This is a genomic window from Gracilibacillus sp. Marseille-QA3620 (assembly GCF_054950035.1).
Genome location: NZ_CM143102.1, coordinates 1956718 through 1976179 on the forward strand (window position 1 = coordinate 1956718; position 19462 = coordinate 1976179).

Sequence of the window (19462 nt, forward strand, 5' to 3'; positions counted from 1 at the left end):
GAGAACAAAATGAATCAAGTAAAAGAGATAATCGAGAATTTAAATGAAGAGCTCGTTTCCATACGTCAAAAACTGCACAGTGAGCCAGAGCTATCATGGGAAGAGGTAGAAACAACAAATTTCGTTTGTGCCTATTTAGATGAACTGGGTATTCCTTATCGCAGAACAGAACCGACCGGCGTGATTGCTGAGATTATAGGAGGGAAACCAGGAAAGACAGTGGCACTAAGGGCAGATATGGATGCTTTATCGGTACACGAAATAAATCAAGATCTTGTATACTGCTCGAAATCAGACGGCAAGATGCATGCATGCGGACATGATAGTCATACAGCCATGCTCTTGGTTGCCGCGAAAGCGTTGAATCAGTTGAAGGACGAAATTCCAGGCGCTGTTCGCCTCATCTTCCAGCCTGCAGAAGAAGTAGCTGAAGGGGCAAAAGCAATGGTTAAGCAAGGGGCGCTTCAGAATGTAGATAATATATTCGGTATACATATTTGGTCCTCTGTTGACACGAACAAAATCCAATGTGCCAAGGGACCGCAGTTTGCATCAGCAGATATCGTCCAAGTGAAATTTACGGGCCGGGGAGGTCATGCTGCCCAGCCGCATGATTCGGTGGATGCGGTCATGATGGCATCCAGCTTTGCCTTGAATGTACAGACCATTGTATCAAGAAAAGTGAACCCGCTGCAGCCGGCTGTTGTAACAATTGGCCGAATGGAGGTCGGGAGTCGATTCAATGTCATTGCAGAGAATGCGGTATTGGATGGGACGGTGCGCTGCTTTGATAAAGGTGTCCGTACATTAATTGAAGAACAAATTCGGCATTATGCCAACCAGGTAGCTGAGCTTTACGGAGGGACGGCTGAAGTAACCTACATCTATGGAACCCAGGCTGTCATTAATGAAGAATACAGTGCCAAGCTGGCGGAAAAAACCATTAAAGAGTGCTTTGGAGATGAAGCATATCATATAGATGATCCAACGATGGGCGGAGAGGACTTCAGTTTCTATTTGGATGAAGTTCCAGGCTGTTTTGCGCTAGTCGGCTGCGGTAATACGGAGAAGGATACCCGCTGGGCCCATCATAATGGTCATTTCAACATTGATGAAGACGCACTGAAAGTTGGGGCTGAGCTATATGTCCAATATGTATTTGCTTATTTAACGGATAGTGAATAGATGATGGAATAAAAGGAAGCTTCTCATATACTGGATATGAGAAGCTTTTTTTTGGTGGAAGTGGTCTGATTTCAATTGACACTCCGTTCGTTCTCCAATAAATCAACGGAATCTAGCTTGAATTGACCATACAACCAATCGATTGCATCGGCTAAATTCTCAGCAACATAATCTAGTTCTACATCTTTTCGTTTTTCACCATGCTCATTTAATGAAGTAAGACCTGCTCCAGTTTTCACAAGTATTTTCTTGCAGTTTGCCGATGAGGCGGCCAGCATATCACTCCATCGATCACCAATCACCATGCAGTTTTCTAATGTTAGATTATGTTTTTCTGCGGCATGTAGCAGCATTCCTATGCCTGGCTTTCGGCAACGGCATCCTTCCGTGGGACTATGTGGACAGATGAAAACATCATCAAAGCCAAATCTGGTTAATTCTTCTGTGAAATCATGAATAGTCGCTTTCCCTTCAGAAATTCCAGGTTGATTCGTAAATGAAAATACGTTGATTCCATCACTCTTTAACTGGTGAATGAGTTTTTTGGAGAGAGGAAATATTTTGAATTCACCTGGATAATGTATCGTGTGGTCACCACCAATGGTTCCATCTCTGTCTATAAATATCGCTTCTATCTTTTGTATGTGACTCACAGAATTCCCCCTATATAACAAATATCTACAATACTCTTATATTCGGCTATATGTAAGGCAATTCCTCCTTCATTCATTCTGCCTGGCTAAAGTTATGGTATTTTATAAATACAAGCAAGGATTTATCAGGATGAAAAACAAGGGGTAAGGGGGTAATACCTTGATCAGATTAGAAAAAATGAAGTCAGAGGAGTTTCAAAGATATCTCGAGTTTGCAATCAAAAACTATGCTGCCGAACATGTTAAAGCTGGTAATTGGGATGTGTCAGATGCACTTAGCAGGGCCGCTTGGGAATATGAGAAGCTATTGCCAGAAGGGGAAAAGACGGGTAATCATCACTTATTCATGATTCGTGATGAAGAGCAAGAGGTGGGGATGATTTGGCTTGCTCAAAGATCAGCTGATAAAGGATTTATCTATGACATACATATCTGGGAAGATTATCAAGGGCGTGGGTATGGCAAACAAGCGATGATGGAAATGGAATATGTGGCTAAGAATCTAGGATTAAAGAGTGTAGGTCTCCACGTTTTTGGTCATAACCAGCAAGCCAGACATTTATATGAGAAATTAGGGTATATAGAAACGAGTGTTGTAATGGAAAAGAAACTTTAACCCAAGTTTCCAGCATACAGCCAATGCTCCATGAGCAGGCTGTCTTTTTTATGGAGTCATTAACCATTCTTTTTGAATCGGTTCCCTGTATTGGCGTACACCAATGCAAAAATAATAAGACCAATAAATAAAATGAGACCAAGGATAAATAAAGCTTGGGTATCTAATAACTCACTCAAACCAAATAATAATAGACTAAAGCTAATCCCATACATGATTTTCCCCATAAATTGGCACAGAGCAGCTTCATCGTATTTCGCCTTTTCACTGTCTGGCATTGTATTGTAACCCGCAAGTAATGATGCTCCTTTTCCCTTTGAGAGGACGATAGCCAAAATGAAGAATGGTAATGGAATAATAATCAGAAGAATAACTGCTTCCATACAAGTCGCCTCCTTTTTTCCTTTTTTATCCTGCTTATACAATCTGAATTTTCCTATTTATACGTTCTTTATGAACCCTAGGTTTCATTAACTGGATAAATTCCACTCTGCGGATTGCTTTACGTATAAATGGATGATTATAAATAATCCCTAGATAAAAAGTCATAAAACATTCGCTATGACCTTATCATATAGGTAATGCCCATATAGCAGAAAGAATACTAGATTCTGTATAATCTCCTATAAATGAAAGGGCAGATGGGTTATGCTAGATAAAAAACATAGGAATGGTGAAACAATGCAAGTATGGAAAAGGCAAGCGGCTTTATTTCTTTCGAGTCAAAGTGTGTCTATGTTTGGGTCATCGATTGTGCAATATGCGATTATGTGGCATTTGACGTTGACGACGGAATCAGGATTGATGATGATGTTTTATATTATTTGCGGGTTTTTGCCGACTTTCTTTTTAGCGCCTTTTGCAGGGGTATGGGCGGACCGGTACAATCGGAAGAAATTAATCATTTTTGCAGATGGCTTGATTGCGGCAGCGACATTAATCCTGGCCATTTTATTCTTGAGCGGGATCCAATATATGTGGCTTTTGTTTGTGGTTGTGACGATTCGAGCCATCGGTGCAGGAATCCAAACGCCGGCGGTTGGAGCGGTATTGCCGCAAATCGTCCCAGAAGAAAAGCTGATGAGGGTAAATGGCGTAAACGGAACCTTGCAATCAATCATTTTCTTTGCATCTCCGTTACTCAGTGCTGGGTTGTTATCCATAACGACTTTAGAGGTGATCTTGTTTGTCGATGTTGTAACAGCTGTGATTGCCATAGGCATTTTACTGTTTTTAAAGCTGGAGCATGTGAGAAAAGAAGTTAAGAATGAAGGCTATTTTACAGAATTTAAAGCAGGCTTGCGGTATGCAAGGTCACAGCCTTATCTCAAATGGTTTTTCATTTTCTTCTCCATTCTATTTTTCTTAATGGCACCAGCCTCCTTTTTAACGCCGCTGCAGGTAACCCGTGAGTTTGGCGGGGATGTTTGGAGATTGACAGCGATTGAACTAACCTTTTCCATTGGGATGATGCTGGGCGGTGTCCTCATTTCAGCGTGGCAAGGGTTTCAAAACCGGGTACATACGATGGTTCTTGGAGGGTTAGTGTTTGGCTTGTGTACAATGCTATTTGGGATTGTGCCTAACTTTGTTCTCTATCTTGTCATCATGGGCATATGCGGGATTTCCATGCCCATCTTTAACACGCCAACGATGACCATGCTTCAAGAAAATATTGATGCTTCCTATATTGGTCGTGTGTTTGGTCTATTTAGCATGATTTCTTCCTCGATGATGCCGATGGGGATGCTTTTATTCGGTCCTCTGGCAGATGTCATCGACATAAAATGGATTCTTATGATCACGGGTGTGTTCATGATGGGACTGTCGATTGCGATGTTAAAGACAAAAGCGCTTGTTCAAGCAGGGACCAAGAGCCAAGATATAAACGGGTAAAGAGTTGGCTATTGGCGGAGAAAAGGGACGATATCATGCGGGTTCGGTCATGAAAAAGAGCAGCGAGAAAAAACGCTGCTCTCAGACTGTAGACAAAAGGGACTGAGAATGCTTTTATTCTCAGTCCCTTGTTTGATTTTTTGATATTTCCTCCCTAGATAGACCTCTCCCGGTATCTTTTTAGGCCATTTTTGGTATTCTCCACAACCAATTGACCATCTTCTTCAGGTTCATGGCAGCAAAAGTAAACATCGCCTGCATGGACAATTTTTTTAATCCCCTTAGGATTGTCCATCGCATACCATGCTTTTCTTTTGCATCGGCAAAGACTCGCTCGATTGTCTCTTTGCGCCTGGCATATAGCGCTTTATTTTCGTCTGTATGACGAAGATGGTCGGCTTCCTCCACATGTTCTTCCCAAACATGCCGTTGAATCAACTTCTGATGGTTTTTACAATGCGAGCAGACAGATAGAAGTGGACATTCCTTACAATGAAGGGGATTGGAAACATACTGACGATAGCCTTCTTTTGTGGTCCTACGATAAGGCAACTCTTGTCCTCCTGGACAAAGGTAACAGTCGTAATATTCATCATAGATAAACTCGGTTCAGCCGAATAAGCATCCTCGACTAATGAGTAAATGAAGGAGAAATCAATGGCGGCTTCAACTTTCCGAACAAAATGGTTCTCGGGTACGAGTTGATCTAATGTAATCATTTCTAATTGTTCACGGTTTTTAGGGGTATATTTGGTTAACATGTCATCATCACCTTTGATAAGAATCGTTAACCCTGTTATATCAAAATGAGGAAATACCGGTTTTGTGTGTGCTATTATTATGAAGTGCAGCCTCCTATTTTCGGCAGAATGGGCGAGACTCCTGTGGGAGAAGGAGGCAGGCTGATGACAGCTCTTGCCGAAGGCGAGCTGGCTCAGCGCTTCCCCCACGGAAAGCGAGTCCGTTCTGCCGAAAATAGCTTTCACGTCCATATGGGGTACAAGAGTATAAAAAAACTGTAGACCAACCCTTAATGGATTTTGTCTACAGTCTGAGAGCAGCGCGAAAAAGCACTGTTCTTTGTGTATTTGAAAAATTAGTTAATATACAGATGGCTCACCAGAATATTCGATAGGACATCGGTTGGGATGACAAACTCTACTGTTCCCATATAACCTGGAGCCGCTTCGTACTTATTAAAAACAATCACCAATTTATGATCTGCATTAATGTAGAATGGCTGATTCTCCTTGATTTGTTTGAATTCACCAGGTTCTCCATGCTGTATCCAATAGCTTTTATTTGAATCTGCCTTCATTTGCTGTTTCATTTGTCTTTTGATTTCTTCACTAATGACCTCTATATAGCGATCATCTTTAAATAAGCTCTCTAGTGAGAGTAAGATTTCATTTTGTTTATCAATCGTATCATACTTATTTTCCACATAGCTTGAGGCTTGGGTTTGTTCCGTATAACGTCGGATGGATAGAATGCGCTCGTTATTTGTTAGTACCTCATAATCACTGTAAATAGCTGTATTGCCATTTTGTCCAGCTTTTAAAGCTGCCATAGACTCCTCAAATTGCTTGTATAGCTCCTTACCCTCTGCAATATATTTGGAATTGAGACTGTTTTGAAGTTCAGTATTATCTAATCCCTCTATCGCAGGGGTCTTGATTTCAATACTTGAGTTATTTTTCGTTTCCTTTATTTCATGAAAGGTGAGGATTCTTACTATTTTTCCGATTACCGGTACATCCGATAACGTATTGGCCAATGCAGGGCTGATGTTAAGGGTGATGGTTAAAAGCAGGGCAGCTGCAGCTGTTAAAGCGGCGGCCTTCCAAAATAGATTCTTCCTCTTAGGACGAGTGCGGAGGGCTTTGTGAACCACTTCATCTAATTCATCCGGTATCGGGATGGAATGGTACTCTGCCTTCAATTGTTCTAATCGTTTATCCACTTGATTGATTCCTCCTTGTATTCCTATTCCATTTTCAGACGCAGCATTTTATGGGCCTTATATAATCTTGTTTTTATCGTATTGATATTGACATCCAGAACCTCTGCAATCTCCTCCATTTTAAAATCCTCAAAATATCTCAAAATAATGATGATTTTATATTTATGGGGAAGTTCATCAAGCGCCTTGCGTAAGTCCAAATCCGTATAATGATCAGCCTTTCCATTTTGTAAGGCTGATAATTGTTGGTTATCGGTTAATATGGTTTTCTTTCGCTTACGCAATAGGTCCAATGATGTATGGACAATAATCTTATAAAACCAGCTTTTCATGGAATTGATATCTTGTATTTTATCAAGTGATAGGAGTGCTTTTTGGATGGATTCCTGCACGACGTCTAAAGCATCCTGTTCATTTTTCACATAGCTGTAGGCTAGCCGGTAGTAGCTTTCTTTTTGCTCTGTAATAAGGGTTATAAGTGAATGGCGGATATCCTTATTCTTCATCTCATAGTAGAGCTCCTTCCCTTTTACTCTTTGGGAGATTCAATGGAATGATTGAAACGTTTCATTTATCTTCCTAATACTAGACGCACTGATTAGCCAAAAAGTTTGTATGAAAAAAATATTTTTCTGCTAAAACTTTTTCATTTTCTGCTCCGTCTATCAAATAGAATTAGATCATTAATCAACCGGGGAGAGAAACATCCTATGAACAGAAGAAAGCTTCACAAAAAACGCCTCTTTATTTTGCTGTCATCTTTAGTCGTGCTGATTGGCGCTGTCGTCAGGACAAATGCATCAAAAGCAAATACTTCTCCTATTCGAACGGATGAGAAATATCCGCTTGTCGAAATCATTCATACTATTGATAAGGAAAAGGGCATTACCATAGACTATCCATTCTTTCATCTAGAAGAAGTTGATCAAGCAATAGAAACCTATTTAAAAGAGACAATCACGCCATGTACGAATAAAGAACAGTTAATCGTCACATACGAGATTGTTCACTATAGTCAGCAAACCGTATCCATTATTTTCACGGAAAAAAATAAAGAGAAATCATTCAATCATATGGTTACTATCGATCTTGCCAATGGCAAAATCATTCGATTAGATGACCTGTTTAAAAATGAAAGTGATTATTTGAGCCTATTATCTGACATTGCGTATCACGAGCTTAAGAATAAGGAGGATATCCTTCTTTCCAATAAAGAATTGGCAGAAGCTGCGGCTCCGACACAAGATCATTTTCAGGAATTTACCCTATTGAATAAGGCCATTATTTTTTATCTCACAGTTGGTGACCAGATGGCCGATACACAATTGATTATCAGCAAAGAATTACTTAAGGACATGCTCGAGGATAAATATGTATCAGCTGAATTAAACAAAGATAGGATAGAGGATATCGACCCACCAAATATGATTACGGAACTGCCGAAAAAAGACATTCAGATAGCACCAGACCAAAAGGTGATTGCACTCACGTTTGATGATGGTCCGAAAAAAGGGACAACAGATAGTATTCTCGAAGCTTTAAGAAAATATGATGCACATGCGACCTTTTTTGTACTAGGAAGTATGGCTGAAAAGAATCCGGAGCTGCTCCGTGATATGGTGGAACAAGGAAATGATGTCGGCAGTCACACGTGGGATCACAGGCTAATGACCAAGCTGAGTGAGGAAGAGATGATAAAACAAATTAGTCAAACGAATTCGCTTATTAAAGAAATGACAGGGAAGGAGGCGACGCTGTTCAGACCGCCATATGGCGCTTATGATCAAAGAGTGACCAGCCATTTAGGGAAGAATACGGATGTCATTTTATGGGACGTCGATCCCGAGGATTGGAAATATCGAAATAAAGACCATATCGTACAATCTGTTTTGAATCAAGCTGGTGATGGTAAAATAATACTGATGCATGATATCTATAAAACAAGTGCAGAAGCAGCCGTTGAGATTATGGAAAAGCTGACAGCTCAAGGATATAAAATCGTCTCTGTCTCCGAATTACAAGAAATACAGAAACAAAGAGAGCTAGCTTCGTAATAGGTCATCATAAATATTTTTGCTGGGGCATCTATCTATTCGTCGAGGATGGGTAGGTGCTTTTTATTCAAGAAGAATGTTCATAAGCAGCTGGAATTAATGACTTTGGTACAAGATGGTGAAATGGGTTTTAAGCTTATCCATCTTCCTGTTGTGAAAGCTTTTGTTGACTCGCTATACTAGGGGCCATCATCCTCTGCTTATTTTAGGCTTACGTCCTGCACAAAATGGAAGTCGGAGTTTTCCCGTCTAATAATGATAAAAAAGAAACACTGGTTCTGTGTGATGAATTGCACGGAGATCAGTGTTTTTATGTTGTTGGAACAGTATATTTAGGTGAGCCCAAAAGGAAAATTTTGAATGGAAAGTATTTACAATTAAAGAGCTGTATTGTATAGTTGGTTACAGAGGTATACAACTATACAAATAATCAACTTGGACCGAACAGGGTTAAGAGAGGAGTATTCCTATTGAAGCCAGTATTAGATGAGTCGCTGCCCATCTTTCAGCAAATTGCACAAATCATAAGAGATGACATAGTTGAAGAAACATTAGTGGAAGGGGAAAGGGTCCCATCTGAAAATGAACTTTCCAGCTTTTATAACATCAATAGGGCTACAGTGAGGAAAGGCCTGCAAACGTTGGTTGATGAAGGAATCATATACAAAAAACGTGGAATTGGCATGTTTGTTATGGAAGGAGCAAAAGAAAAATTAGTTAATGAGCGAAAAAAACAGTACAAGAAGGAATATATATGGCCGCTGCTTGAAGAAGGAAAGCGCTTGGGGATGAGTGTTGATAAGGTAATCGAATTAATAAAAGAGGAGGATCAGAAATGATTCGCGTGGAGAATGTTACCTTTGGTTACGAGAACGCATTAGCACTTAAGGATATTTCTTTCAGTGAAGAGGAACGAGGCATTATCGCCATTTGGGGTCGTAATGGAGCTGGAAAAACGACACTGATGAAACTTCTTGCAGGACATGAAAAGCCAGACAAAGGAAAGGTTGAAATTATGGGGATGGCACCTTATAACCATACGAAAGCTGTCCAGCATATCTGTTATATGCAAGAGGATCATCCGTTTAGCGCTATCTGGAGTGTGAAGGATGCATTGAGGATTGCGGGTTATTATTATGCTAATTGGGATCAGGACTTAGCTCAAAGGTTGTTAAAGACCTTTCAATTGAATGAAAGGAAGAAAATATCTAAGCTGTCGAAGGGAATGAAGTCCGCGCTGCAATTTATCATTGGAATTTCCAGTCATGCGGACATTACCATCCTAGATGAACCAAGTAATGGTTTAGATGCAAGCATGCGTAAGAAAATGAATCAGTCTTTACGGGAAAGTCATGAGATTCATCCACGATTAATCCTTTTATCTACTCACCATATCGAGGAAATCCAGTCTTTATGCGAATCACTGGTTGTCATACATGATAAAAAGGTCTTGTTACATGAATCGATTGATGACATAAGAGAGTACGGGGTATGGTTGGCAGGCGAAAAAACCAAAATCGAGAAGTTATTAGATGGACAAAAACCATTAGAAATACACAAATTAGGTTCAAGTGTAAAAGTGATGATTGATGTACCATATAATGATGAATGGAAGGAATTTGCATCCACACACGGACTCTCGATTGAAAAAGCCAAGCTTCAAGATTATTTACTCAATAAAACAGAGGAGGCAGTATAGGGTGAATTCTTTATACGGAACGGTACGGTTAGTATCTGAAGATTCCCTTTGGTTCTTTGGAAGGCTTTTGTTTCTTTATATTACGGTTCCCCTAACATTAATCTGGCTCCTTATTGGCTATCTATTTGAAATAGGAAATGATGTAGTTGTCGTCATATCAGGGCCAACTTATTTCTTTATTGCCTTCTTTGGAATCGCTGGTTTTAAGTCTTTGTTCCCCATAGTCATTGGGTTGGGAAGCACGAGGACACAATTTCTCAAAGTATTCTATGGAGTCAGTATATTGGGTGTTGGTTTAAGTATCTTATTACTAAATCTATTGCAACGTATATTAAAAGCAGTCTTTCTACAATGGGATATCCATTCAACGATCATGCACCCGGGATTATTCTTAGTAAATGAATATCATTTCTTCACGTATCTTTGGATTGATCTCATGTTGGGCTTGTTTCTGATTGGGATTCCTTTTTTTCTATACAGCATTCATTATAGATTGGGAATAAGTAAAAGTTTGATTATTCTTATGCTGTTATCGTTTGTTACAATGCTTCTGTATTATGGCGGGTATTTGCAAAACAGTATAGAGTGGATGATGGGGCTGGATTTAGAAGCTATAAAAATGAATCTTATTACCGTATTGGGCTTATGCGGAATAGGAGCGTTTCTATTAACCTATCCAATCATGAGAAATGCCTCATTAAAGCCTAAGTCAAGAAAAGAATAACCATGATTGACGGATTGATAAACTTTCCCCTAGGGGTAGAAAGTGAACTAGTAAGATTAAACAAGACAGGGGAACCGACAATCATCCGGTTTTCCTGTCTTGTTCGTTTGTAGGCCTTTTACAAATTCAAGGGCACTGTCATTCTAGATTCTTTAAGAATAATGAACGATCTTAATAAGCACTCCAGCCGCCATCAGCCGTAATCACCACGCCATTGATCAACTGTGATTGATCGGACGCAAGGAAGAGGGCGATGTTCGCGATATCGGAAACTTGGCCAGCCTTGGTGATCATGTTCACGCCGCGGGTGGCCTGCTTCATGCCGAATGGGTCAATATTCGTCATTTTTGCACTGAAGCCTGTTTCGACATGACCAGGGGCGATTGCATTGGCACGGATATTGAGCGGACCGTAATGTGAGGCAACGTTTTTCGTCATCCCGACAACAGCATGCTTAGCAGCCGTATAGGTTAAGCCGCCGCGTCCGCCCATGACACCGGAAAGAGAGGCCATATTGACGATAGTGCCTCCGCCGTTTTCTTCAAAATGAGGGAGAATGCGGCGTATGCAACGCATGACACCGGTTACATTGATGTCCATTACGCGATTCCAGATATCATCCTCTACATTAGCGGCGGCCTGCATATTATCGCCGACACCTGCATTGTTCACTAAGATATCGATGCGGCCGAATTTCGCGATGGATTCCTCCACCATGCGCTGTACATCCTCTTCATTAGATACATTGACTTTGACGCCCATAGCCGTATAGCCCGCATCTATCAGTTCTTTCACAGTTGCATTCATGACTTCCTCGTTAAAATCGGCAATGACCACTTTAGCTCCTTCTTGTGCATAGGTGGTGGCGATTTCTTTTCCAATGCCAGAACCACTTCCGGTAATGATGGCTACCTTGTTTTCTAAGAGTTTCATTTTAATCCCTCCAATGTTTTAATTTACAATTCTATTATACTATAAACTCATTATTCTGATAAAATTATACACTCATGAGAAATTTTGAATACATATTCTGTATAATATTGGAAGGAGCATGCAATTGCAGGTATTCTATTCTGATGAAAAGTTTTGAAGAATAGTAAATCAAGTAAACTCTCTTTCTTTGTCGAATTATTCTCTGCATCTGTAATTGACAGATAACGGAAGGCTGCGATAGAATCACCTTGTAAACATTTGCCAAATGGAGGTGGTGAACTCGCAGCTTAAGGACCGGATTCTTGCCACATCTCTCATGCTGTTTGAGAAGCACGGCTTTCATAGTGTCACAGTGAAGGACATCGTGGAGGCGAGCGGGACCTCAAAGGGCGGTTTTTATCATCATTATCGTTCTAAGGACGATCTTCTGTTTTCCATTCATGACACATTTATCTCCTATGTTTTGGCTAAGGCGAAGGAAGCAAACCTTACTTGTCAGACCCCAGCAGAGAAGCTAGCGCAGATCATTCATTCATTTGCGAAAGTCTTTGATATGTATCAGCCCCACATATCCGTTTTTTATCAAGAGAGCAAATATTTAAAGCCGGAGCTCGACCAGCTCATTAAGGTGAAGCGGGATGAGTACCGCCTGCTGATCAATGAAGTGATTGCCAGCGGCCAGGCGACCGGTGAATTCAGACGGGAGATTCCCTTTGATATTAGTGGTATGGCCATTTTAGGGATTGTGAATTGGACCTCCAAATGGTATCAGCGCAATGGGGAGCGCTCCATTGATGAGATAGCGGATATCTTCACGGATTTCATTATGCATGCCTTGTTGACGGAAAAAGCGAAAGAGACGTATTCCTTTTATTTTTTGGACAAAAGTAAAGCGCTTACAAATGTAAAAGGCAGACCAACCAGTCGGTCTTAAATGATGGAGGTTTAGGATATGGATTTTGAATTATCGGCAGAACAACGGATGGTAAAGGATTTAGCAAGAGAATTTGCTCAGGCAGAATTGAAGCCGCTTGCGATTGAGCTTGACCGCGAGTCCCGCTTCCCAGAGGAAATCTTCATGAAGATGGGTGAGCTTGGCTTGCTCGGTATTCCGTTTCCAGAGGAATATGGCGGTTCAGGCGGGGATACGATTTCCTATGCGCTCGCTGTTGAGGAGATTGGCCGTGCCTGCGGCGGAAGCGGTCTCAGCTATGCGGCGGCGGTTTCTTTAGGTGCGAGTCCCATCTATTATTTCGGGACGGAGGAGCAGAAGAAGAAGTATTTGACTCCATTAGCCAGCGGAAAGGGACTTGCCTCCTTTGGCTTAACGGAGCCGAATGCCGGCTCAGATGCCGGGGGCACACGCACGACGGCGAAACTCGAGGGAGACGAATACGTTATTAACGGAGAGAAGTGCTGGATTACCAATGCCGGATTTGCAGATTTCATCACGGTGACAGCGGCTGTCGCCGGCAAGGAGAAAAACGGCAAGAAGGTCATCTCAGCCTTCATCGTTCCAGCTGATGCGGAAGGTGTCACCATTCGCAGTGATTACGAAAAAATGGGCGTACGGGCATCGAATACATGCGAAATCATCCTCGAGAATGTCCGGGTACCAAAGGAAAATGTGCTTGGTGACCCAGATGGCGGATTCAAGCAGTTTCTTTACACATTAGACGGGGGCAGAATCTCGATTGCGGCTTTATCCGTTGGGATTGCCCAGGCTGCCTTTGACCGGGCGCTTGCCTACAGTAAGGAAAGAATTCAGTTCGGCCAATCGATTTCGAAGTTCCAGGCTATTCAGTTCAAGCTGGCTGATATGGCAATGGAGATTGAGCTGGCCCGGAATATGGTCTTGAAGGCCGCATGGCTGAAGGATAAGGGCAAGCCGTTCACGAAGGAGTCCGCTTATGCGAAGCTGTTTGCCTCTGAAATGGGCTTCCGTACATGTAACCAGGCCATCCAAATTCATGGCGGCAATGGATATATGCGTGAATACGAGGTGGAGCGTTACTTAAGAGATATTAAGTTGATGGAGATTGGCGAGGGGACATCAGAGATCCAGCGGCTTGTTATCTCCCGCCAGCTAGGTTGCTAGTCTTTATGGATAAAAGATTAGGAGGATTGATGTGATGGCAGATTTGGTAGAGCTGACAGTCGGCGGTTTATTGGAAGAGGTCGCGGCGAAATTCGGCGATCGGGATGCGGTCGTTTATCCAGAGCTTGGCCTCCGGCTGACCTATAAGGAGTTTGACGAGCAGACAAATGAGGCGGCAAAGGCGTTTATGGCGCTTGGAATCGAAAAAGGGGACCATCTGGCCGTTTGGACGACGAATCAGCCGGAATGGCTGACAACGCAATTTGCAACGGGAAAGATGGGAGCCGTGCTTGTGACGGTGAATACGAGCTACCGGGCAAGTGAGCTTGAGTACCTGCTGCGCCAGTCAGAGTCTGGCACCTTTATCCTGCAGGAGAGCTTTCGGGATCATTCCTATATCGAGACGCTGTATGAGATTATTCCTGAGCTGAAGGACAGTCAGCCTGGAGAGCTGCAGTCGGAAAAATTCCCGCATCTGAGGCGAGTGATTGTCCTGGGAGATAAGTCTTATCCAGGCACATACACCTGGTCTGAGGTCATGCAGATGGCCGGTAAGATTAGTCACGGCAAGCTCCAAAAGCGCAAGAAATCCCTTCACCGGGACGATGTCATCAATATGCAGTACACCTCAGGGACGACGGGATTCCCGAAAGGGGTCATGCTTACTCATTATAACATCGTCAATAATGCCATCAACATTGCAGAAGGAATGAAGCTCACGCAAAGAGACCGGATGTGTATACCCGTCCCGTTCTTCCATTGCTTCGGCTGTGTGCTTGGTACCTTGACAGCTGTTTCAGCCGGGGCGGCAATGGTTCCGCTCCTTGAATTCAATCCTCGCAAGGTATTGCAGACAGTCCAGGATGAAAAATGCACCGCCCTCCATGGCGTGCCGACCATGTTTATCGCCGAGATGAATCTTGAAGACTTTGAAAGCTATAATCTTTCCTCCCTGCGGACTGGCATTATGGCAGGTTCCACTTGCCCGATAGAGGTCATGAAAGGTGTCGTGGAACGAATGGGAGCAAGCGAGCTCACGATTGTGTTTGGCCAGACGGAATCATCTCCTGGTATTACCCAGACACGAACGGATGACCCGCTTGATTTGCGCGTCACCTCGATTGGCCGCCCAATGCCGAATATCGAGGTAAAGATTGTGGAGCCGGGAACGGAGAAGGAGGTCCCTAAACTGGAGCATGGGGAGCTGATCACAAGGGGCTACCATGTGATGAAGGGGTATTATAATGACCCGCATGCGACTAAGGCGGCGATTTCACCTGACGGCTGGCTTCACACCGGCGATCTCGCCGTGATGGATGATAATGGCTATTGCTCGATTACGGGGCGGCTGAAGGACATGATTATCCGGGGCGGGGAGAATATTTATCCGCGTGAGATTGAGGAATTCCTTTATCAGCATCCGCAAATTATGGATGTTCAGGTAATTGGGGTGCCAGATGAGAAATACGGGGAGGAATTAATGGCGTGGATCATTCCAAGGGAGGGGCATAATCTGACCGCAGAGGTTGTGCGTGCCTACTGTGAAGGGAAGATCTCCCGCTTCAAGATTCCGCGCTATATCGAATTCATCGATGAGTACCCAATGACAGCCTCAGGCAAAATCCAAAAATACAAGCTTCGTGAAAAATCAGCTGAAATACTGAAAGCATAGGAGGCGCTTACGACATTATGTTCAAAAAACTATTAATTGCTAACCGGGGCGAAATCGCCTCCCGCATCATTCGTGCCTGTAAGAAGCTCGATATAGAATCAGTGGCCGTTTATTCGGAGGCGGATAAGGAGGCTCCTTTTGTGAAGGAGGCTGACCATGCCCGCCTGCTCGGCGGTCCAAGGGTCAACGAGAGCTATTTGAACACAGCCAAGATTATCGAAATCGCGAAGGAGGAAGGCGTGGAAGCCATCCATCCCGGCTATGGGTTCCTGAGTGAGAGCGAGCAGTTTGCCCGTATATGCAAAGAGGAAGGAATCATCTTCATCGGCCCCTCTCCCTCCGTAATTGAAGCGATGGGAATCAAGACGAAGGCGCGCAAAATCATGGAGGAGGCCGGGGTGCCGGTCGTTCCCGGGTTATCAGATGCGACGATGAATGTGGAGGCTGCACTAAACGCCGCTCAGAAAATCGGTTATCCGGTCATGCTGAAGGCATCGGCTGGAGGCGGCGGAATCGGCATGCAGCGAGTGAATCATGCTGCTGAACTGGAAAAAGCCTTCGCCGGCAACCAAAAGCGGGCGGAATCCTTCTTTGGCAATGGAGAAATGTTCGTTGAGAAATTAGTCGAGAATGCCCGCCATATCGAGATCCAAGTACTTGCTGACTCATACGGGAATGCGGTGTATCTAGGAGAGAGAGAATGCTCCATCCAGCGCCGCAACCAGAAGGTCGTAGAGGAAGCTCCATCTCCATTTGTGGATGAGCCTCTCCGCCGCAGGATGGGGGAAGCGGCCATTCGTGCGGTCAAGAAATTGGGCTATGAAAATGCTGGCACATTAGAATTTCTGGTCGATGCGGAGAAGAACTTTTATTTCCTCGAGATGAACACCCGCCTTCAAGTGGAGCATCCAGTGACAGAGGAGGTCACGGGGATCGATATCGTCATGGAACAAATCCGTATTGCAAATGGGGAGAGACTTTCTGTTACGCAGGAGGATGTCACCATTACAGGTCATTCAATCGAGGTTCGGATATATGCGGAGGACCCGGTGACATTTTATCCATCCCCAGGGCAAATCACGAGACTGGAGCTTCCCGAGGGACCACAGATTCGCCATGAAATCGGCATTGACGGGCATACCTTGGTCAGCCCCTTTTATGATCCGATGCTGGCAAAGCTCATCGTCTCTGGTGCGGACCGGCAAGAGGCGATTGACTCGCTCGCACAGGCGCTTTGTGATTACAAAATAGAAGGAATCAAAACCAATATCCCCATCCTCCAAGACATCATTGACCATGAGGCATTCAAGAATGGGGACATGAACACAAGCTTTATTGATACACATATGAAAAAACAACGAAATGGATAGGAGGAAGAAACATGGCACAAGAGATTAAAGCCAGCATGGCAGGAAGCGTTTGGAAGGTACAAGTGAAGCAAGGGGATTCAGTTACAAGCGGGGATGACATCGTCATTTTAGAATCCATGAAGATGGAGATTCCCATTGCCGCTGAAATGGATGGACAGATCAGCGAGGTGCTCGTGAACGAAGGGGATTTCGTGAATGAAGGAGACGTGCTCGCCCGAATGGACTGAGGAAAGAAGAACTAGAAACGGGAGGGATAGGTAACCATGATTGAACAATGGAGCGAGGACACTGGGATCCATGTGATTAGGCTCAACAGGCCGCAGCATGCCAATGCATTGTCGATGGCCCTGCTTAAGGAGCTTCAGGAAGCCTTACAGGCAATAAAGAATAAGGAAGAGATTCGCTGCGTTCTCTTGACGGGAAGCGGTGAGCGGGTGTTCTGTGCGGGGGCAGACCTTAAAGAGAGAAAGGGCCTTCCGGAAAGCGAGGTCAAGCAAGCCGTTGCTCTCATCAGTGACACAATCAATCTGCTGGAGGAGGTTCCTCAGCCGACCATCGCCTGCTTAAACGGCTCTGCCTTTGGCGGAGGGCTTGAATTGGCCCTTGCCTGTGACATCCGCCTTACAGCGGCAGAGGCAAAGATGGGCTTAACGGAGACTACGCTTGGCATTATTCCAGGGGCTGGCGGAACACAGCGGCTTCCGCGTATTGTCGGCATCGCAAAGGCAAAGGAAATGATTTATACCGGAAAGCGCATCACAGCGAGTGAAGCGCTTGAGATCGGCCTCGTCAATGCAGTCGTGAGGCAGGAGGAATTAATGCAAACGGGGATGGAATGGGCCGGCCAGATTGCCGCAAACGGACCAATTGCCGTTAGAGCAGCCAAAAAAGCGATTAACAGCAGTCTTGATACCGATATCGCCTCAGGGCTTGAGGTTGAGAACCAATGCTATCAAATGACCATCCCGACAGAGGACCGTCTGGAGGGTTTACGGGCATTTGCGGAGAAGAGAAAGCCTGTCTATAAAGGAATCTAGCTTTCGAAAGGAAGGGTTTGAATCATGGATACTATTCAAGCAGAATTAAACGAGCGAATTTCCCGCATAAAAGAAGGCGGGCAGGAGAAATACCATCAAAAAAACAAGGAAGCAGGGAAGCTGTTTGTTCGAGATCGTCTGAACCAGCTGCTTGATAACGGACTCGAGTCAGAGGATGCCCTCTTCGCTAATTGCGAGGCAGAGGATCTGCCGGCTGATGGTGTGGTAACAGGACTCGGATCTATTAACGGGCAGGCGGTTGCCGTCATGGCGAATGATTCGACCATTAAGGCAGGCTCATGGGGCTCTAGAACAGTCGAGAAAATCATCCGCATTCAGGAGACCGCGGATAAGCTGCAGATTCCGATGCTGTATCTTGTCGATTCAGCAGGAGCCCGTATAACAGACCAGGTTGAGATGTTCCCTGGCAGGCGCGGAGCTGGACGCATTTTCTATAATCAGGTGAAAATGTCCGGCAAGGTGCCGCAAATCTGTTTATTGTTTGGACCTTCCGCTGCCGGAGGAGCCTATATCCCGGCCTTTTGTGACATCGTCGTGATGGTAGAGGGCAATGCCTCCATGTACCTTGGATCACCGCGTATGTCAGAGATGGTAATCGGGGAGAAGGTAACCCTTGAACAAATGGGCGGTGCGAGGATGCATTGCTCGGTTTCGGGCTGCGGGGATGTGCTGGCGAAGAGTGATGAGGAGGCCATTGAGTTTGCCCGTCGATATTTGTCTTATTTTCCAGCAAATTTCACGGAGAAACCGAAGGCATTCGAGCCAAGGGCCGCTGAGCAATTGGCAAAGCCGCTTGAGGAGCTTCTGCCGAACAATCAAAATGCACCCTTTGATATGTATGAGTTAATCAAGGGCGTCATTGATGAGGATTCCTTCTGTGAAATCAAGAAGCTGTTCGCACCTGAGCTCATCACGGGACTTGCCCGTCTGCAAGGGAAGCCGGTCGGCATTATTGCCAATCAGCCGCGTGTCAAAGGCGGCGTTCTTTTCCATGATTCAGCGGATAAGGCGGCGAAGTTCATTCATTTATGCGATGCCTATCATATTCCGCTTCTATTCCTTGCGGATATCCCAGGCTTCATGATTGGCACAAAGGTCGAGCAGGCAGGGATCATCCGCCATGGTGCAAAGATGATTGCCGCGATGAGCGAGGCAACTGTGCCGAAGATCTCTGTCATTGTCCGTAAAGCATATGGTGCGGGCCTTTATGCGATGGCCGGCCCTGCCTTTGAGCCGGATTGCTGTCTTGCCCTCCCGAATGCCTCGATTGCGGTTATGGGACCGGAAGCAGCCGTGAACGCTGTCTATGCCAATAAGATTGCTGCCTTGCCAGAGGAAGAGCGCCAGGCCTTTGTCATGCAAAAGCGGGAGGAATATAAAGAGGATATTAATCTTTATCACCTTGCCTCAGAGATGATCATTGACGGGATTGTCGAGCCGCAAAACCTTCGTCAGGAGCTTTCAACAAGATTCCGTCTATACGAAAGCAAGCACCAAGTGTTCACGACAAGAAAGCACCCGGTTTATCCGGTGTAACGGGA

19 protein-coding genes and 1 pseudogene are annotated in these 19462 nt (G+C 44.3%); 14 read left to right on the top strand and 6 right to left on the bottom strand.

The genetic code is table 11. The features are described 5' to 3' along the window. Window positions 1-9 precede the first annotated feature (9 nt). Window positions 10-1185 carry an amidohydrolase gene (locus ACY8DX_RS09950; protein WP_462406752.1) on the top strand — a complete coding sequence of 392 codons (1176 nt, stop codon included), beginning with the start codon at window positions 10-12 and terminating at the stop codon, window positions 1183-1185. Window positions 1186-1256: 71 nt separating this feature from the next. Here the strand turns inward: ACY8DX_RS09950 and ACY8DX_RS09955 are convergent, their stop codons facing one another. After that, window positions 1257-1829 (bottom strand): HAD-IIIA family hydrolase, encoded by a 573-nt coding sequence (locus ACY8DX_RS09955; RefSeq protein WP_462406921.1) that lies wholly within the window; start codon window positions 1827-1829, stop codon window positions 1257-1259. Between the two features lie 169 nt (window positions 1830-1998). Between ACY8DX_RS09955 and ACY8DX_RS09960 the strand changes: the two genes are divergently transcribed. After that, window positions 1999-2454, top strand: coding sequence for a GNAT family N-acetyltransferase (locus ACY8DX_RS09960; RefSeq protein ID WP_462406753.1), 456 nt, complete (start codon window positions 1999-2001; stop codon window positions 2452-2454). Between the two features lie 59 nt (window positions 2455-2513). On the opposite strand, the gene ACY8DX_RS09965 is transcribed toward ACY8DX_RS09960, so the two are convergent. Continuing rightward, window positions 2514-2837 carry a DUF3784 domain-containing protein gene (locus tag ACY8DX_RS09965; protein WP_462406754.1) on the bottom strand — a complete coding sequence of 108 codons (324 nt, stop codon included), beginning with the start codon at window positions 2835-2837 and terminating at the stop codon, window positions 2514-2516. A gap of 298 nt (window positions 2838-3135) precedes the next feature. Between ACY8DX_RS09965 and ACY8DX_RS09970 the strand changes: the two genes are divergently transcribed. Further along, window positions 3136-4350 carry an MFS transporter gene (locus ACY8DX_RS09970; protein ID WP_462406755.1) on the top strand — a complete coding sequence of 405 codons (1215 nt, stop codon included), beginning with the start codon at window positions 3136-3138 and terminating at the stop codon, window positions 4348-4350. A 180-nt stretch (window positions 4351-4530) separates the two neighbouring features. Here the strand turns inward: ACY8DX_RS09970 and ACY8DX_RS09975 are convergent. The 3 genes and pseudogenes from ACY8DX_RS09975 to ACY8DX_RS09985 form a co-directional block, all read right to left on the bottom strand. Continuing rightward, window positions 4531-4956 (bottom strand): annotated as a pseudogene (locus ACY8DX_RS09975) (transposase); the annotation flags it as partial. Between the two features lie 490 nt (window positions 4957-5446). After that, complete coding sequence (gene rsiV, locus ACY8DX_RS09980) at window positions 5447-6313, bottom strand: anti-sigma-V factor RsiV (RefSeq protein WP_462406756.1); 867 nt, start codon at window positions 6311-6313, stop codon at window positions 5447-5449. 23 nt (window positions 6314-6336) lie between these two features. Next, window positions 6337-6819 carry an RNA polymerase sigma factor SigV gene (locus ACY8DX_RS09985; RefSeq protein ID WP_439803357.1) on the bottom strand — a complete coding sequence of 161 codons (483 nt, stop codon included), beginning with the start codon at window positions 6817-6819 and terminating at the stop codon, window positions 6337-6339. Between the two features lie 204 nt (window positions 6820-7023). Here ACY8DX_RS09985 and ACY8DX_RS09990 point away from each other — a divergent pair, with 204 nt between their 5' ends. The 4 genes from ACY8DX_RS09990 to ACY8DX_RS10005 all read left to right on the top strand — a co-directional run bounded on the left by ACY8DX_RS09990 (window position 7024) and on the right by ACY8DX_RS10005 (window position 10790). After that, window positions 7024-8367: a polysaccharide deacetylase family protein gene (locus ACY8DX_RS09990; RefSeq protein ID WP_462406757.1), complete on the top strand. Its 1344-nt coding sequence runs from the start codon at window positions 7024-7026 to the stop codon at window positions 8365-8367. A gap of 470 nt (window positions 8368-8837) precedes the next feature. Continuing rightward, window positions 8838-9206 carry a GntR family transcriptional regulator gene (locus ACY8DX_RS09995; protein ID WP_049671055.1) on the top strand — a complete coding sequence of 123 codons (369 nt, stop codon included), beginning with the start codon at window positions 8838-8840 and terminating at the stop codon, window positions 9204-9206. Beyond that, window positions 9203-10066 carry an ABC transporter ATP-binding protein gene (locus tag ACY8DX_RS10000; RefSeq protein WP_462406758.1) on the top strand — a complete coding sequence of 288 codons (864 nt, stop codon included), beginning with the start codon at window positions 9203-9205 and terminating at the stop codon, window positions 10064-10066. The genes ACY8DX_RS09995 and ACY8DX_RS10000 overlap by 4 nt, the downstream gene beginning before the upstream one ends. Window position 10067: 1 nt before the next feature. Then, complete coding sequence (locus tag ACY8DX_RS10005) at window positions 10068-10790, top strand: hypothetical protein (protein WP_439803354.1); 723 nt, start codon at window positions 10068-10070, stop codon at window positions 10788-10790. A 171-nt stretch (window positions 10791-10961) separates the two neighbouring features. Here ACY8DX_RS10005 and ACY8DX_RS10010 read toward each other — a convergent pair whose 3' ends face one another. Continuing rightward, a complete protein-coding gene (locus ACY8DX_RS10010; protein ID WP_049671052.1) occupies window positions 10962-11723 on the bottom strand; it encodes a glucose 1-dehydrogenase in 762 nt (253 codons plus the stop codon). A 265-nt stretch (window positions 11724-11988) separates the two neighbouring features. On the opposite strand from ACY8DX_RS10010, the gene ACY8DX_RS10015 reads away from it, so the two are divergent. From ACY8DX_RS10015 to ACY8DX_RS10045, 7 genes are read left to right on the top strand one after another with little or no spacing between them, the layout of a single operon-like run. Beyond that, entirely contained in the window at window positions 11989-12657 is a 669-nt protein-coding gene (locus ACY8DX_RS10015; RefSeq protein WP_049671051.1) for a TetR/AcrR family transcriptional regulator, read from the top strand. Between the two features lie 18 nt (window positions 12658-12675). Beyond that, complete coding sequence (locus tag ACY8DX_RS10020) at window positions 12676-13821, top strand: acyl-CoA dehydrogenase family protein (protein WP_049671050.1); 1146 nt, start codon at window positions 12676-12678, stop codon at window positions 13819-13821. 34 nt (window positions 13822-13855) lie between these two features. Continuing rightward, window positions 13856-15493 (top strand): AMP-binding protein, encoded by a 1638-nt coding sequence (locus ACY8DX_RS10025; protein ID WP_462406759.1) that lies wholly within the window; start codon window positions 13856-13858, stop codon window positions 15491-15493. A gap of 17 nt (window positions 15494-15510) precedes the next feature. Next, complete coding sequence (locus ACY8DX_RS10030) at window positions 15511-16863, top strand: acetyl-CoA carboxylase biotin carboxylase subunit (protein WP_462406760.1); 1353 nt, start codon at window positions 15511-15513, stop codon at window positions 16861-16863. An 11-nt stretch (window positions 16864-16874) separates the two neighbouring features. After that, a complete protein-coding gene (locus tag ACY8DX_RS10035; protein ID WP_049671047.1) occupies window positions 16875-17090 on the top strand; it encodes an acetyl-CoA carboxylase biotin carboxyl carrier protein subunit in 216 nt (71 codons plus the stop codon). A 36-nt stretch (window positions 17091-17126) separates the two neighbouring features. Continuing rightward, entirely contained in the window at window positions 17127-17900 is a 774-nt protein-coding gene (locus ACY8DX_RS10040; RefSeq protein WP_462406761.1) for an enoyl-CoA hydratase, read from the top strand. 24 nt (window positions 17901-17924) lie between these two features. Continuing rightward, on the top strand, window positions 17925-19457 hold the full coding sequence (locus ACY8DX_RS10045) for an acyl-CoA carboxylase subunit beta (RefSeq protein WP_462406762.1): 1533 nt from the start codon (window positions 17925-17927) through the stop codon (window positions 19455-19457). The last annotated feature ends 5 nt before the right edge of the window (window positions 19458-19462 follow it).

Coding starts and splice junctions, on each gene's coding strand:
- ACY8DX_RS09950 (WP_462406752.1), top strand. CDS start 10: ATGAATCAAGTAAAAGAGATAATCGAGAATTTAAATGAAGAGCTCGTT.
- ACY8DX_RS09965 (WP_462406754.1), bottom strand. CDS start 2,837: ATGGAAGCAGTTATTCTTCTGATTATTATTCCATTACCATTCTTCATT.
- ACY8DX_RS09970 (WP_462406755.1), top strand. CDS start 3,136: ATGCAAGTATGGAAAAGGCAAGCGGCTTTATTTCTTTCGAGTCAAAGT.
- ACY8DX_RS09985 (WP_439803357.1), bottom strand. CDS start 6,819: ATGAAGAATAAGGATATCCGCCATTCACTTATAACCCTTATTACAGAG.
- ACY8DX_RS09990 (WP_462406757.1), top strand. CDS start 7,024: ATGAACAGAAGAAAGCTTCACAAAAAACGCCTCTTTATTTTGCTGTCA.
- ACY8DX_RS10000 (WP_462406758.1), top strand. CDS start 9,203: ATGATTCGCGTGGAGAATGTTACCTTTGGTTACGAGAACGCATTAGCA.
- ACY8DX_RS10010 (WP_049671052.1), bottom strand. CDS start 11,723: ATGAAACTCTTAGAAAACAAGGTAGCCATCATTACCGGAAGTGGTTCT.
- ACY8DX_RS10015 (WP_049671051.1), top strand. CDS start 11,989: ATGGAGGTGGTGAACTCGCAGCTTAAGGACCGGATTCTTGCCACATCT.
- ACY8DX_RS10020 (WP_049671050.1), top strand. CDS start 12,676: ATGGATTTTGAATTATCGGCAGAACAACGGATGGTAAAGGATTTAGCA.
- ACY8DX_RS10025 (WP_462406759.1), top strand. CDS start 13,856: ATGGCAGATTTGGTAGAGCTGACAGTCGGCGGTTTATTGGAAGAGGTC.
- ACY8DX_RS10030 (WP_462406760.1), top strand. CDS start 15,511: ATGTTCAAAAAACTATTAATTGCTAACCGGGGCGAAATCGCCTCCCGC.
- ACY8DX_RS10035 (WP_049671047.1), top strand. CDS start 16,875: ATGGCACAAGAGATTAAAGCCAGCATGGCAGGAAGCGTTTGGAAGGTA.
- ACY8DX_RS10040 (WP_462406761.1), top strand. CDS start 17,127: ATGATTGAACAATGGAGCGAGGACACTGGGATCCATGTGATTAGGCTC.
- ACY8DX_RS10045 (WP_462406762.1), top strand. CDS start 17,925: ATGGATACTATTCAAGCAGAATTAAACGAGCGAATTTCCCGCATAAAA.